The sequence below is a fragment of the Bacillus sp. FSL W8-0183 genome, assembly GCF_038006825.1.
In the GTDB taxonomy this organism is placed as follows: domain Bacteria; phylum Bacillota; class Bacilli; order Bacillales; family Bacillaceae; genus Bacillus; species Bacillus altitudinis.
This window is the reverse complement of sequence record NZ_JBBOVY010000001.1, coordinates 3,064,409-3,078,576: the sequence shown is the minus strand read 5'-3', so window position 1 is coordinate 3,078,576 and position 14,168 is coordinate 3,064,409. Positions and strand designations below refer to the sequence as shown.

The window sequence follows — 14,168 nt, the reverse complement described above, 5'->3', positions numbered from 1 at the left end:
ACTATTTAAAATAGTGTTATCAAGGGAGGAGATTGTCATTCGAATTTCAATCGTCACAGGCGGATCAAAAGGATTTGGTTTAGCACTTGTCAAACAGCTACTTTCACGCGGGGATAACGTGTATACCGCTGCAAGAAGTGAGTCGCCACTATCCCATCCACACCTCACGCATTCACAGGTCGATCTCACTGATGAGGAATCGGCTGCAAAGTGGCTTCAGGGCATCTTGTCCTCGCAAACTCTCGCAGACGCTGATGACGTCTTGCTTGTCAATAATGCAGGAATGGTCACTCCTATCAAACGTGCAGGGCAAGGCGAAGAGGATACGCTTCATCAGCATTATACGCTGAACCTTGTCATCCCTGTTTTGCTCAGTCATGTGTTTGTGAGGGAGACACAATCTCTTGAAGGGAAGAAAACCATCGTGCATCTTTCTTCTGGAGCAGCTAAAAATCCGTACAAAGGATGGAGTGCCTATTGCAGCTCAAAAGCAGGGCTTGATATGTTTATGAGGACTTTACATGAGGAACAGCAGGACGAAGCATATCCTGTCACCACGTTTTCCTTTTCACCCGGTACGATTGATACGGATATGCAGGGAGAGATTCGGAAATCCTCCAAACAGGACTTTGAACAAATTGAGCGGTTTCAGCAATTACATGAAACAGGTACGCTAAAGAGCCCAGATGAAGTGGCCGGTATTTTACTAGACCTTCTAGCTGATGACCCAGCTGGCGGTTGTGTATACGATGCCCGTGAGTATGGAAAAAAGCAGTCATAACGGCTGCTTTTTTCATATTGTACAAGCAAAGACAGCTTATCGAGCATAAGCTAATCTTGAGACTCATCGGAAATATGACAGAACATTTGAGTTTCTTTTCAGAATATGTTAGGATGCTAAAAATATAGATAAGGAGGGGTTTCCATGAGAAAGGTTACATTAATGGATGTTTACACCCATCCAGTCGCTCAAAAATATTTAAATCGTTCAGGAAAAGCCCACGCCATTGCTTGTGCTTATCACGCATTCAAACTGGCGATGCAGGCGGGGATTAACCCGGATCTTGCTGTGAAAGCAGCACTCTTGCATGACATCGGCCACTATGAATGGTATACAGCAGGCGGAGAATGGGATTATGAGACATATAGACGGAATGATATTCATGCCATTAAAGGGGCAGAGCGGGCACATAAACTGCTCATACGGCTAGGCGAGGAACCAAAAGCAGCCAAAGAGATTGCCCTTGCGATTTTGCTTCACACAGATTCATATTTGCCAGAGGGTGACCTGCATAAGGACACACTCCAGCAAATTGTGAAGAAAGCAGATGAAATGGACGAAGAGCCTGGTGGACACCACCATTACAGACAAATAGATGAATCACTTGCGCTCAAAAAAATTGCTGATTTGGATGAGAAGGTGCAGCAGGCGCTTCAGCCCATGAAACGCTCTGTTTAATATGGAATATCTCCATGAATCGTTCCGTGCTGATCCACATACAATGTGCGAATCACAGTACGGTTAAATGCCGATGTCCCTGACGCAGTGAGACCTGTGTAATGAACCGTGACGGAATAAGCACCTTCTTTTTTCAATTGAACGGCTGATGAAGAGCTCGTTTTCAGTGGATGATCCTTCTCGGCATCTTTAAAATAAATGGTCTCTACAGTTTTGCTTAATCGTTTAATCAGCTTGCTTGAATGTGTCGATGCATCTCCTGATTTCGCTGCAGCGATTTTGATTTCTTCATTCAATGGTGAATCAAAGGATACAAGTAGCAAATAAGGATCCTTTTTTCCTGAATTTGATCGAATCGTCCATTTTCCTGGAACGGGTTTATTGATTTGCACATGGTGTGAATAGGCGCCTTCATATGGGAATGATGCTTCCGATGTCGTCAAATTGGTTAAGACATCGCCATTTGGCGCAACGATTTCCGGATTGGCTTCCTGTCTTTCATTTAACCACTGAATCGATAGGCCATTCGTTCCTTCCTCTACATAGAACGCTTCTGTTTTATCCTTTTCACTTTCTCCACCTTTCACATAAACGTTTGTATTTAGCTCCGAAGAGACTGGTTCTTGCTCTTGTTCGTCTTCACTTTCAGCGCTTGCGGTACTTGCACGCAGCTGTGCCTGAAATACGGGGAACATGCTTGTGCCGTTTTTGATCGAAAAGTGATCCCACTTTCCTGTTAAAATATTGTTTGCATATGCTAGCTTTGTGCTGCTGACCGTCACAGCGCCATCGTTTGCCCCAAAGCTTTTTAAATACATGCCGCCTAAATAAAGCACTCCGCCAAAGGTTCCCCATTCTGAACCAGAATAGGTCACATATTTATGAGGAAACGTCTCCAACCGGTCGGTTTCACTTCGAAAAGCTGCCATCATCCCGGTTTGCAGAGAATAGAGCGCGTCGCTCTTTTGTCCAAGGATTTGCGCAAGCCAGCTTCCGCCTTTGCTATAGGCTAAATCCGCAAGCGGCGTCCCATAATGTGGAGAGCCAAGTGTGATGACTTTCTCTACATATGGATGAGCGTTGTAATACACGAGTGCAGCCTGCGTATCCACTCCGCCTTTACTATGACCGATTATTATCAGTTTTCTGCCGAAAAATTCATAGATTTCTTTTAACTTTTCTGCTAATAGTTTCCCATTCTTTTTCATGTCCTGATCTGGATATAAATCTATGAACGCGCTTTCGTATCCGTTCAGAACAGCTTGTTTTGCCATATCGTTTCGATCAGACCATGTGGAGGAAGAACTGTTTATGCCATGTACAAAAACAAGTGGGGGTTTTGACAGGTCTTTTTGTACCGGTTCTTCTCCTTTAAACCACTTCCCTGGTGTACCAGGTGCATCTCCAATTGTGCCTGCGTGCGCATAACTTGCAGAGGATAGTAAGAGCATGACAGCAACGATACAGATTAATTTTTTCAAGATCATTCACCTCTTCAAATAATTTAAGATGTTGGCAGCACCAATCTATTATACTTCTAAAAATTGTAAAAAAATACGAAATGTAAAAATACGGTAATAATGTTGTAGGTTTGCTGAGTGACACTCACATGGGTCATTGCATACGCTGTGGGTAAATACACAAGTAAAGGGGCAGGTAGCATGGCACAACAAGGAAGTCCACAGCTTGTTTCATTAGTTGATCCATATGTTTATCAAACATTGCAGAAAGTAGTCGGTATGAGATTGATTGTTCAAACAGTGAAAGATACAGTACGTGGAAAGTTGAAGGAAGTGATGCCGGATCATATTGTGATTGAGGCGGGGGCAAAATCAGTGTTTTATGTGCGGATCCAGCAAATCGTGTCGGTGATGCCTGATCACAGTGAAAGAGTGTAACAAGCAGACGCACAGGTGTCTGCTTTTTTCAATGCTTACAGAATGTATATCTGGAAAAAGAGCATGATATACCAATTGTTCTTTTTTTTTCAAAAAATATGGTTCTAAAACAAGAAGCAGTTGACAGAAGGTGGGTTGAATAGTAGTTTTTTAATAAGGTCAATACGTAACAGGAGGAGCATCTTTGTTAAAATCTAAAGTTCATTTTTGGACATTCCAAATATTACTGGTTTTACTGATTGTGTACGTATCAACAAAAGTTTCGTTTTTATTTCAGCCGATCATTTTATTTGCTTCAACGTTGTTTGTTCCTATTTTACTGGCAGGTATTCTCTTTTTCATCTTTAATCCGATTGTTCGATTTTTGTCGAAGAAGATACCTAGGACGCTCGCCATTCTGATTATTTATCTTCTATTCATCGGGCTTATCACGTTTATTGTCAATGCTGCTGGACCTGTCATTGTCACGCAGGTGGGTGGACTTGTCAAAAGCTTCCCGGGGTATGTCACGGACATGCAGAAATTTATCAACGATTTCTCGCATTCTAAAACATTTACGTGGATGATGAACCAAGATTATGTGTCTGTTTCGAAGTTTGAACAGTCGATCGTTTCGACATTAAAAGATTTACCGGAAAATATTGCTTCAAGTATGTCGGCGGTGTTTGGCGTGATTGCGAATATTGCCCTTGCTGTCATTACCGTTCCATTCATTTTATTTTACATGCTAAAAGACGGGCATAAGTTTCCGGACAAGCTCGTTCAATTTTTGCCAATGCCTTACCGTAAGGAAGGATTGAAGATTTTTAAAGAATTAAACGATACGCTTGCTGCTTACATACAAGGACAAATCGTTGTTTGTTTATTTGTCGGAGTTGCTTGTTTTATCGGATACTTATTAATTGGTGTGAAATATGCGCTCATTCTCGGCATCATTATTGCGGTGACAAATGTCATTCCATATCTTGGGCCATATCTTGGTGCGGCACCAGCTGTGCTCATTGCTTTTCTTGATTCGCCTGGAAAAGCGGTTGTGACTGTTATTGTCATTCTTGTTGTTCAGCAGATCGATGGAAACGTCATTTCTCCATTGATCATTGGAAAACGCCTCAACACACATCCGTTAACAATTATCTTGCTATTAATTGGGGCAGGAAGTTTTGGCGGAATCCTTGGCATGATTTTTGCCGTCCCTGTCTATGCGCTGCTGAAAGCCATCACACTCAATATTGTCAGATTGGTTCAGCTGCGTCAGCGCTCTCGAAAAGAACAGCATTTAAACGTTTAGGGCAGATGCACAACTTTTCCTTTTTTGCATAACATAACTCACATAAGCGAATAGGGAGGAGAAGGAAGATGCCTGCGATTGTTGGACCCATCCATATTGAGTCTTTAGGCGGAAACGGCTCGGCTACTTTTGGTGACGTTCTCGCCATTGCCCCTTTGGCTGTAGATCACTCGACCGGTGGAGCGGGAGCTTTTAATTCAGGTGATTATATGTCCCTGACAAGCGATCCGAATGCCACCATGCTTTGGGACTTTACACTGTTTGGCCAGCCTCAATCATTTAATGCATAAAAGACAGCTGATCATAGGACATATCAGCTGTCTTTTTTATGTTGGATAGACACGTATTGTTCCGCTAGGCATATGATGAGGGTAGTAAAGGTGGTGGAAAGATGCCAGCAATTGTTGGACCCATTCATATTGACCGTGTCATAGGAAACGGTTCTGCACATTTCGGCGATGTGTTTGCCATTTCGCCAAAAAGTGTGGATCATTCCGCTGGTGGTTCAGGCACCTATAATGCAGGAGATTTTGTTCAATTCTTCAACAATCCGAACGTCACATTTGTTTGGGATTCAAACCTGATCAGCCAGCAAAAGAGCTTTAACGCATAGCCAGCTTTGAAAGGGTCTCCTTTTCAGAAGCTGTCTTTTTTTATGGTACAATGGATAGAAGAAGGAAGAAGAAAAAGGGGGGTAAAACACATCAAATGAAAATAAGAAAAGCGCATCTGACAAGCGGGCAACCAACAACCTACAATGTATATTTACATGAAAATAAAAAAGAATATAAAACGCTTGTCGCTGTACCTGATATGGAATGGAGTATTTCGATCGCGTATGAAGACGAAAAAACGCAGCTTGAGCAAGCACTAGAACAATCTTTAAACAAAAGAGTAGAAATAGACGAAGCCCGTGAACTTGCACAAAAAATTGTGCACTGGGTCACAGAAATGTAAATTCAGAAACCAGGAGTGAACACAGCAATGAAAGAAGAATCCGTAGACTTTTATTTGCAGCAAGGGATATTTGGACATGCTGAAACAAAACCAGATGAACGAAGAATGTTTCTCGGCTCATTAAGAGAACGTGCTCTTCTCGCTCTGACAAAAGGGCAAGTATCGAGACATAAATCGTATCAAGAGGTAGAGCAAGTATTGAAGGCAAACCGAGAGGCCACTGTTCTTTTAAATGGTGAATTGTCATATGCTTCTTATTCTCCATATGTCAAAATGGCAAATGCCGCTGGTTGTTCTTTTAAAGTGGTCAACCATCACGAGTCACATTCACCTTTTGGGCTTGTGATAGAGGTGCCGCATGCGATCAATCAAGAGCATATCTATATAGAAGATGAGCTTTTTCAAAAAGCTTTTTCTCGTGAATCTGTTGAATAGGTTTCCCTAGTGAAATGAATAAGCTATAATGATTCAAAAGAGCATATGGGAGAGATGCGGATGGGCAAAGCATTGATTTGTATTGATTATACAGTTGATTTTGTTGCAGACGATGGAAAACTGACGTGCGGAAAGCCTGGACAGGCGATTGAGTCGAAGATCACAGAGATCACTTCTTCATTTATTGATGAAGGACACTTTGTTGTTTTTGCCGTCGATCATCATGAAGAGCAAGATCCATATCATCCAGAGACAAAGTTATTTCCGCCCCATAATATTCGCGGGACAGAAGGAATTGAACTTTACGGAAAACTAAGTTCACTATTTCACACGTCAACACATTTAAATCATGTCTATTATATGGAAAAAACAAGATACTCTGCTTTTGCAGGCACTCAATTAGAAATGAAACTGCGCGAGCGTGGCATCACTGAACTTCACCTAGCCGGAGTGTGTACCGATATTTGTGTACTTCATACAGCTGTTGATGCGTACAATAAAGGCTTTGAACTTGTGATTCATGCGAATGCCGTAGCGAGTTTTAATGAAGCGGGGCACGAGTGGGCGCTTTCTCACTTTGAGCATACGCTTGGTGCGAAAGTGGTTAAGTAAGGGAAGGAGAATGGAAGTTGGAGCATCGGTTTATTGACGACAGTTTATCACTACATACAGATCTTTATCAAATTAACATGGCAGAAACGTATTGGAGAGACGGCATTCATGAGAAGAAGGCAGTCTTTGAACTCTTCTTTAGAAAGCTTCCATTTGACAACGGCTTCGCTGTATTTGCTGGTTTAGAGAAAGCGATTGAATATTTATCGGACTTCTCCTTCACCGAGAGCGACCTTGCATATTTAAAAGATGAACTCGGTTATAAAAGCGATTTCATTGAATACTTAAGCGGATTGTCTTTTACAGGGACACTTCATTCAATGCGAGAAGGAGAAATTGTCTTTGCGAATGAACCTATTATGCGCATCGAGGCAACACTTGTTGAAGCGCAGCTAATTGAAACGGCACTGCTCAACATCGTGAACTTCCAGACGCTAATTGCAACAAAGGCGGCTCGTATTAAAGGAATCATTGAAGATGAGACAGCATTAGAATTCGGAACAAGACGTGCGCATGAAATGGATGCAGCCATGTGGGGAGCAAGAGCAGCACTGATCGGCGGATTTCAGGCAACAAGTAATGTCCGTGCAGGTAAACGCTTCAATATTCCCGTATCAGGCACACATGCCCATGCCCTTGTACAAGCATATCGTGACGAATATACTGCATTTAGAAAATATGCCGAAACACATACAGACTGTGTCTTTTTAGTGGATACATATGATACGGTCAGATCAGGCATTCCAAATGCGATTAAGGTAGCGAAAGAATTCGGTGATAAAATCAACTTTATTGGGGTCAGACTTGATAGCGGAGACCTTGCCTACTTGTCTAAAAAGGCGAGAACGATGCTGGATGAAGCTGGATTCCATGACGCCAAAGTCATTGCATCAAGCGATCTTGATGAACACACCATTATGAACTTAAAAGCACAAGGTGCAAAAATTGATGTATGGGGTGTTGGAACGAAACTGATTACCGCGTTCGATCAGCCAGCTCTTGGTGCTGTATATAAGCTTGTATCGATTGAAGAAAACGGTCAGATGAATGACACGATCAAAATTTCTTCTAACCCAGAGAAAGTGACAACACCAGGCCGTAAACGAGTGTATCGCATTATCAATCAATTGAATCATCACTCTGAGGGAGACTACATTGCCCTTGAAGAAGAAGATGTTCAAAGTGAAGATAAGCTGAAAATGTTCCATCCAGTTCATACATTTATCAGCAAATTTGTGACAAATTTTGTGGCAAAGGACCTTCATGTCCCAATTTTTGAACAAGGGAAGCTGGTGTATGATAATCCAGATATCCAAACGATTCAAGCATATGTGCAGGACAGTCTCGGACTCTTCTGGGAGGAATACAAACGAATCAGCAAACCAGAAGAATACCCTGTCGATTTGAGTCAAAAATGCTGGGATAATAAGATGCAGTTTATCCATGATGTGAAAAATAAAATCAAAAAAGAGCTTTATGAAAGCTGATTACCCCGGGAAAGGAGATCATCAAGCCAGATGGTCTCTTTTTTTTCATGTTGGACGATTCAAAATGAACCTTATGGGCAATCATTTGGTATACTGAAAGCACATCTTGTTTGTCATTGCATAAAGGAGGAATGGAGCAGTTGAGGGTGTTTGTTGCAAGGCAGCCTATTTTTAACAGAAAAGAACAAGTCGTATCATACGAGCTGCTTTATAGAGATAGTGAAACCAATACATATAGCGCTGAAGATGGTGATCAAGCGACAACGGACCTCATTATCAATAGTTTTTTAAATATTGGCATCGAAACACTGACAGAAGGAAAACGATGCTACATCAATTTCACCGAAAGCTTGCTTTCGTCTGATCTGCTCACTTATTTTGATCCACATCAGCTTGTGATCGAAATATTAGAAAATGTACCGATTACCCCGGCACTTATTATGAGATGTAAGCAATTAAAAAAGTGGGGATACACGATTGCGCTCGATGATTTCTTTCTGAGCGGAACACATTTTCATGACAAGTTACTCGATGAACTCCTCTATTGCATTGATATTTTAAAAATTGATTTTCTGAAAACAACATGTGAAGAACGAAGAGACATTTTACATACATATAAAAAGTATCGACTTCGATTCCTTGCTGAAAAGGTAGAAACGCGAAAAGAATATGAAGAAGCGTTAGAAGCTGGCTTCCATTTGTTTCAAGGATATTTCTTTAGTGAGCCGCACGTCATTTCGGGACGAGCCTTATCGACTAGCTTCCACGCATACCATCAGCTATTGAATGAGCTGAGCAAGGAGCAGCCGAATATTCAGACCGTGACGCACTTTATAGAAAGTGATCTTTCCCTTTCATATCAATTATTAAAAATGCTGAATTCTGGCGGCATGAGACGTCTTTATCAAATCAAGAGCATTCGTCAGGCGATTATCCTGCTTGGGTTTAATGAAATACGGCGATGGATCTTTATCCTTTCATTTAAAGAACTGAATGTCCAAGCCAACTCAAGCCAAAAGGAAATCATCAAAATGTCGTTCATTCGTGCCAAAACGTGTGAACTCATTGCTAGTCGGACTGAACGAGAGCATCCCGCTTCTTATATGCTAACAGGTATGTTTTCACTCATTGATACGCTTGTCAGGGCGGACATTACTGAACTTGTGAAAGAACTGCCTCTTTCGGATGAAGTAGGTGAGGCACTGCTTGGCTATGAAAATGACTATTTCCTTGTGTTAGACGTTGCCAAACGTATTGAACGAAATGAATGGGATGATGAGATGTTAGGTGGAAGTCTCCCTAAGCAGGAAGCCTACGGCTGTTATATAGAAGCCATTGAATGGTGTCATAAAATGTTTGAATCTTAAGAAAAGCCGCTCACACTAGAGCGGCTTCTTTCTTTGTTATCCCCACTGTAAAAGTAGAAAAAGCCTGCTGGAAGAGAGGGATAAGTAGATACGGATGCCTTCTGGACTAAAGCGGATATCGATATTGCTTTTCACCCCAATCTGCTTCAGCATTCGAATCACACTTGCGGTGTCAGCACGTTCAGCAGCTTCCATGATTCGCTGTCCAAACGAAAGCGAACCGGAAATCTGCTGTGTAATGAGGGATGCATCAGCCACGAGACGGGTTGATTCCTTTGCAGCCTTTTGAAACGCATGAGCATCTACTGGAGGAAAAGTCATGGGTGTTCGCGGGTATGCGTTCCCCATTGCGGGAACCTGCAAAGGCGGATAAGGAACATAGTAAAACACATGGTCACCTCTTCTCTCATTGAAGTGAATTTGGACGGATATCTGTTCTAAATGTATGAAGAAAATCCGAATAAAGAATCAAAATGATCTTTCTACCTTTGCATATTCATCATAAAAATAGGTACTTTTGCGGTCAATTTCGGTGAATGTCGCCAAAAAATTGCGGTGTCTACAGTAGAGCCTGTCGTCTGACCTATAACATGAAAAACCGAGGAAACAGAGGGGATCGTACGTTCTGTATCATGAGAATTGTGACGAATGATGCCTGTTCATGTCGCAAAAATGACGTATTTCCTTTGAAATTGAGATAAAAGTATCATTTGAAAAGTCTGAAAATGATGAAAAAAGACCTATTGAATTTTGCGGTATCACGCACACATTTTGTGCATACTTTTCGGTGAAAAAATACTCAATAGCATTTACACTGTTAGTAACAGATCAAATACTTATGACCCAATCAACATACACAAATACATTGATCTTCCAAAAAAGGAGAGTGGAATCGATGGAAAAGTATGAAATCGAAGAACTTAAACAACTATTATGGAAACTTGAAAACGAAATTAGAGAAACAACGGCTTCTCTTCATAACATTAACAAAAGCATTGATCAATACGACAAATATGAATATGTGAAAATTTCTTAAAGACTTGATAACCATCAAGTCTTTTTTTTATCCAAATACATACAAAAAAAGGATATATTATTATATAATTGTTAAATAGTGATGTCAGTGGACATTTGCTTATTTCTTTTTAGTAAAATAAGAGGCGAGAGGGTGAGGATCAAGATCGAGTATGCTAAACTATCTAGAGAATACAAAAATCAAGCAGAAAATGTCTGATTTTATTCAACATGCAGTCAGGCAAAATGATTTACAAAAGCTGCTTCTCGAATTTACAGATATAAAGAATGAATTTCCTTTTGGGCAATTGGCTTACCAACATTATGAGGCATTTGGCGGACAAGACAAGCAAGCGATTACAAAACTGGCAGCAGGGATTGAACTTCTCATCTTATCTGCCGATATATTAGATGATATTGAAGATCAGGATAATGATTCGTATCCTTGGATGAACGTCAACCAAGGGGTGGCCGTGAATGCTTCTACGTATTTGTACACATCAAGCATTCAGTTCATTACATCTTTATATGAAAATAATTCTCAACTGATAGAGAAATTATTCCATCTTATCAAGATGTCAATGGAAGGACAGCATGAAGATTTACGTCATATGTATGGAACAGAAGATGAGTGTTTAGAGGTTTTAAGAAAGAAATCAGGATCATTAACAGCTCTTTCTAGTGTGCTGGGGGTTTATTTAGCGACAAGGGAAATCAACGAAATCGTCGAATCTTATTCAATATATTATGGTGTTGCTGAACAGATCAGTAACGATTTTTTTGCGTTATTTTCAAAAACAAACGGAGATTTGCAAAAAAAACAAACACTGGCGTTTAGTTATTTGCATAGAGAGTTTAATGATGCCAGTCAAGAGCTGCTTGCGTTCTTTTCTGGCCGTCTAGATGAGTCGGAGCTAAAGTCATTTCAGCTGAAGCAGAAATTACTTGAAGCTGGTTTGACTCAGTACATGGTATCTATGAGAGAGATTATGCTGTTAAAAATGAGGCAGGGAATGGAACAACTTGACTTACCTACAACAAAGAAGGAACAACTATATGTATTTATGACGAAGGAGGGCAATGATTGAACATTCAAAATATCATTGCATATTTAATGAAAAATCCAGGTGTGATTGATGAGTTGAAATCTGGAAATGCAAGCTTAATTCATGCTGATGCCCAAACCACTGCAGTTATTATAAAAAGTGTGAAAAAGGGATACATGAGTACGAGATACATCTGGGAATATTAATTTTAAGTTCAATATTGCATTATCATTTTACGATCTTTTCTTAAGGATGTTTTAAAAATGAAGCTTACCTATACAAAATGGTCCACAATTTTTGTGTTTTTGTCTTTTTTATTTGTGATCTATATTTCTTATATATATGTTTTTGATATTTTTAATGGAGCACGCGTAGAAAAGAATGGACACGGTCAAACGGAAGTAGTTAATGTTGAATATCTTTCTTTAGCTTATTCTTCAGGCTTAAAAGAGGGAGATATAATATTAAAGATAAACGGACAGTCTAATTTAATTCAAGACCATATGATCAATGGTAAGCTTAGAAATGTACAAAGGATTGATATTCAAAGAGGCAACCAAATCATTTCGCTTAAAAATAAGACGTTGATTGGCAGAGAAAGTTTGTTTGTCTATTTAATTCCTCTTCTTCTCTATTCAATATGCTTATTCTGTATCTTTTTTATTATTAAAATCAATAAGGAACCACAACGAAAATCTGCTTTTCTATTAATTTTGTTCCTATTATCAATTTGTGTCGGGTATTTGAGCGCAGGTACTTCAGGAATTGGAGATAAATTTAGCCATTATGTTCTTTTTTTGTGTTTATCTAGTGTGTCCATCTTATATATTCACTTTATCTATCAATATTTCAAGGAATTTGATGTTCACATAACGAATCTCAAATTAATTAAGTGCTTATACCTTATACCAATTTTTAATCTTCTCGTACATAGTGGGGTTTCTGTGTCATCTGAATGGAGAAAGTTTGTTCCAAGTATAAGTTTGTTGTTTTTTTTCGGAACGGTATTAACAGCACTTTTTTTAATAGTCAGAGGCATGAAGAGATATAAAGAAACAGAACATGGTTCCGTATTAAAGTTTTTTGCCATTATGAATATTCTATCGTTCTGTCCATTTATTTTCTTTTTTGTCATTCCCTATGTGTTTTTTGATAAGTATTTGATAGATCCTTTTATTCTGACATCTGTTGTTTTGTTAATTCCTTTTTCACTTGTTTATCAATTCGTGACAAACAAAATTTATAATATGAACTTCTTGATCAGCAGACTGAGGTACTATGGATTTCTCGCCATTACTCCGACTATTTTTGTCGTTGTGATATTTTATATTCTACAGAAACCAGAAGACCTGAAGTACACACTTAAGCTCGCAATAATCACCTACACTTTAATGCTAGGAGTCTTTTACTTCAAAGAAATCATCGATTTCCGTTTTCGCCTGAAGCGTTTTTCGGAAAAGCATAACTATCAGGACAGTGTGTTTAAATTTACACAGCTTATTCGTGAGGCGTCGTCACTTCATCAAGTGCTGTTTCATTTGAAGTACACCATTTTGGAAGTGCTTGTGGTGAATAAAGCCTTTGTGCTTGAAGTGAAGGCAGATGGACAAATAGAAGAGATTGATGAATCGACAGATGACAGCAGCCTGTGGAAAGAGTATGTCGATCAATTTCAAGACATTTTAGGCGAAGTAGGGAAAATCATTGAGTTGGATAAAGGGTTTATGATGAAAATTGGTGAGCGGGGCGGTCACTCGTTTGTGATTTGCTGTTTATCTAATTTACGGACACCTAAGCTGACCCGCGATGAAATCTCATGGCTGAAAACATTGGCATTTTACACAAGTGTCAGTTTAGAAAATGTCGTCAAGATCGAAGAACTGATGGAGCATCTTGAGGATTTGAAACAGCGGGAAGCCAATCCCGCCTGGCTGAAGAAAGTCATGTTCGCCATGGAAGAGAAGCAGCGCTCAGATTTAGCGAGGGATCTTCATGATTCTGTGCTGCAGGATTTGATTTCACTGAAGAGACAGTCCGAGATGTTCTTAACCAATTTCCAAAACAACCAATGCCCAACATCTATTGAAAATTCATTGATCTCATGGAATGAACAAATGTCTAAGGTGATTCAAACCACGAGAGAAACATGTCATGAACTTCGGCCGCAGCTCCTCTATGATTTGGGGTTAGTGAAGGCAATTTCGAAGCTGACTTCGCAAATTCAAGAGGAAGCGCCATTTCATATTAGGCTGAATACAACCCGCTTTGATAAAGAATTGGACATTGATATTGACTCACAGCTGAATATTTACCGGATTGTGCAGGAGCTGTTATCCAATGCGGTGAAGCATTCTAAGGCCAGCCAAGTCTTAGTGATGCTCATTTGTATTAAAGATCAAGTTGTTCTCCATTATGAGGACGATGGAGTCGGATTTGATGCAAGCCAGCTTGATCAGCACACGATGAGCATGGGTCTTTCTGGCATAAGGGAACGAGTCAAAGCTCTAAATGGAAAGCTTCAAATTCACACAGCACCTGAAAAAGGGCTCAAGGTGAAAATTGAAATGGAATTGTAACGATTTCTTAAGGAATAAGACTTGGCATC

17 protein-coding genes are annotated in these 14,168 nt (G+C 40.0%); 15 read left to right on the top strand and 2 right to left on the bottom strand.

Annotated elements, in window-relative coordinates:
* The first annotated feature begins 37 nt into the window (after positions 1 to 37).
* Together NSQ64_RS16390 and NSQ64_RS16385 are read left to right on the top strand one after the other, a co-directional pair.
* On the top strand, positions 38 to 781 hold the full coding sequence (locus NSQ64_RS16390; protein WP_341018350.1) for a (S)-benzoin forming benzil reductase: 744 nt from the start codon (positions 38 to 40) through the stop codon (positions 779 to 781).
* A gap of 144 nt (positions 782 to 925) precedes the next feature.
* Positions 926 to 1,459 carry an HD domain-containing protein gene (locus tag NSQ64_RS16385; RefSeq protein ID WP_007500462.1) on the top strand — a complete coding sequence of 178 codons (534 nt, stop codon included), beginning with the start codon at positions 926 to 928 and terminating at the stop codon, positions 1,457 to 1,459.
* Here the strand turns inward: NSQ64_RS16385 and NSQ64_RS16380 are convergent.
* Positions 1,456 to 2,940 (bottom strand): esterase/lipase family protein, encoded by a 1,485-nt coding sequence (locus NSQ64_RS16380; protein ID WP_045034544.1) that lies wholly within the window; start codon positions 2,938 to 2,940, stop codon positions 1,456 to 1,458. The genes NSQ64_RS16385 and NSQ64_RS16380 overlap by 4 nt on opposite strands.
* Positions 2,941 to 3,120: 180 nt before the next feature.
* On the opposite strand from NSQ64_RS16380, the gene NSQ64_RS16375 reads away from it, so the two are divergent.
* The 9 genes from NSQ64_RS16375 (at position 3,121) to NSQ64_RS16335 (ending at position 9,503) form a co-directional block, all read left to right on the top strand.
* Positions 3,121 to 3,357, top strand: coding sequence for a YuzF family protein (locus tag NSQ64_RS16375; protein ID WP_003213721.1), 237 nt, complete (start codon positions 3,121 to 3,123; stop codon positions 3,355 to 3,357).
* Between the two features lie 184 nt (positions 3,358 to 3,541).
* The gene (locus NSQ64_RS16370) at positions 3,542 to 4,645 is read left to right on the top strand and encodes an AI-2E family transporter (RefSeq protein WP_039168924.1); all 1,104 of its coding nucleotides are present in this window, start codon (positions 3,542 to 3,544) and stop codon (positions 4,643 to 4,645) included.
* A gap of 68 nt (positions 4,646 to 4,713) precedes the next feature.
* Complete coding sequence (locus tag NSQ64_RS16365; RefSeq protein ID WP_008345880.1) at positions 4,714 to 4,935, top strand: spore germination protein; 222 nt, start codon at positions 4,714 to 4,716, stop codon at positions 4,933 to 4,935.
* A gap of 101 nt (positions 4,936 to 5,036) precedes the next feature.
* Complete coding sequence (locus NSQ64_RS16360) at positions 5,037 to 5,258, top strand: spore germination protein (RefSeq protein WP_008345878.1); 222 nt, start codon at positions 5,037 to 5,039, stop codon at positions 5,256 to 5,258.
* 95 nt (positions 5,259 to 5,353) lie between these two features.
* The gene (locus NSQ64_RS16355) at positions 5,354 to 5,602 is read left to right on the top strand and encodes a YueH family protein (protein ID WP_008345876.1); all 249 of its coding nucleotides are present in this window, start codon (positions 5,354 to 5,356) and stop codon (positions 5,600 to 5,602) included.
* A 27-nt stretch (positions 5,603 to 5,629) separates the two neighbouring features.
* Entirely contained in the window at positions 5,630 to 6,037 is a 408-nt protein-coding gene (locus NSQ64_RS16350; RefSeq protein WP_007500468.1) for a YueI family protein, read from the top strand.
* Between the two features lie 60 nt (positions 6,038 to 6,097).
* On the top strand, positions 6,098 to 6,649 hold the full coding sequence (locus tag NSQ64_RS16345) for a cysteine hydrolase family protein (RefSeq protein ID WP_046526549.1): 552 nt from the start codon (positions 6,098 to 6,100) through the stop codon (positions 6,647 to 6,649).
* Between the two features lie 17 nt (positions 6,650 to 6,666).
* A complete protein-coding gene (locus tag NSQ64_RS16340; RefSeq protein ID WP_007500472.1) occupies positions 6,667 to 8,136 on the top strand; it encodes a nicotinate phosphoribosyltransferase in 1,470 nt (489 codons plus the stop codon).
* Positions 8,137 to 8,276: 140 nt separating this feature from the next.
* A complete protein-coding gene (locus tag NSQ64_RS16335; protein ID WP_035701209.1) occupies positions 8,277 to 9,503 on the top strand; it encodes an EAL and HDOD domain-containing protein in 1,227 nt (408 codons plus the stop codon).
* A 36-nt stretch (positions 9,504 to 9,539) separates the two neighbouring features.
* On the opposite strand, the gene NSQ64_RS16330 is transcribed toward NSQ64_RS16335, so the two are convergent.
* On the bottom strand, positions 9,540 to 9,893 hold the full coding sequence (locus NSQ64_RS16330) for a hypothetical protein (RefSeq protein ID WP_019744042.1): 354 nt from the start codon (positions 9,891 to 9,893) through the stop codon (positions 9,540 to 9,542).
* A gap of 505 nt (positions 9,894 to 10,398) precedes the next feature.
* Here NSQ64_RS16330 and degQ point away from each other — a divergent pair.
* From degQ to NSQ64_RS16310, 4 genes are all read left to right on the top strand, one after another.
* Positions 10,399 to 10,539, top strand: a complete 141-nt coding sequence (gene degQ, locus NSQ64_RS16325) for a degradation enzyme regulation protein DegQ (protein ID WP_003213123.1) — start codon at positions 10,399 to 10,401, stop codon at positions 10,537 to 10,539.
* 151 nt (positions 10,540 to 10,690) lie between these two features.
* Positions 10,691 to 11,605, top strand: a complete 915-nt coding sequence (locus NSQ64_RS16320; protein ID WP_341017317.1) for a polyprenyl synthetase family protein — start codon at positions 10,691 to 10,693, stop codon at positions 11,603 to 11,605.
* The gene (gene comX / locus NSQ64_RS16315; protein ID WP_108611760.1) at positions 11,602 to 11,769 is read left to right on the top strand and encodes a competence pheromone ComX; all 168 of its coding nucleotides are present in this window, start codon (positions 11,602 to 11,604) and stop codon (positions 11,767 to 11,769) included. Before NSQ64_RS16320 ends, comX begins: the two co-directional genes overlap by 4 nt.
* 57 nt (positions 11,770 to 11,826) lie before the next feature.
* Positions 11,827 to 14,139: an ATP-binding protein gene (locus NSQ64_RS16310; RefSeq protein ID WP_319078320.1), complete on the top strand. Its 2,313-nt coding sequence runs from the start codon at positions 11,827 to 11,829 to the stop codon at positions 14,137 to 14,139.
* Positions 14,140 to 14,168 lie beyond the last annotated feature (29 nt).

Coding starts and splice junctions, on each gene's coding strand:
- NSQ64_RS16385 (WP_007500462.1), top strand. CDS start 926: ATGAGAAAGGTTACATTAATGGATGTTTACACCCATCCAGTCGCTCAA.
- NSQ64_RS16375 (WP_003213721.1), top strand. CDS start 3,121: ATGGCACAACAAGGAAGTCCACAGCTTGTTTCATTAGTTGATCCATAT.
- NSQ64_RS16365 (WP_008345880.1), top strand. CDS start 4,714: ATGCCTGCGATTGTTGGACCCATCCATATTGAGTCTTTAGGCGGAAAC.
- NSQ64_RS16360 (WP_008345878.1), top strand. CDS start 5,037: ATGCCAGCAATTGTTGGACCCATTCATATTGACCGTGTCATAGGAAAC.
- NSQ64_RS16355 (WP_008345876.1), top strand. CDS start 5,354: ATGAAAATAAGAAAAGCGCATCTGACAAGCGGGCAACCAACAACCTAC.
- NSQ64_RS16350 (WP_007500468.1), top strand. CDS start 5,630: ATGAAAGAAGAATCCGTAGACTTTTATTTGCAGCAAGGGATATTTGGA.
- NSQ64_RS16345 (WP_046526549.1), top strand. CDS start 6,098: ATGGGCAAAGCATTGATTTGTATTGATTATACAGTTGATTTTGTTGCA.
- degQ (WP_003213123.1), top strand. CDS start 10,399: ATGGAAAAGTATGAAATCGAAGAACTTAAACAACTATTATGGAAACTT.
- NSQ64_RS16320 (WP_341017317.1), top strand. CDS start 10,691: ATGCTAAACTATCTAGAGAATACAAAAATCAAGCAGAAAATGTCTGAT.
- NSQ64_RS16310 (WP_319078320.1), top strand. CDS start 11,827: ATGAAGCTTACCTATACAAAATGGTCCACAATTTTTGTGTTTTTGTCT.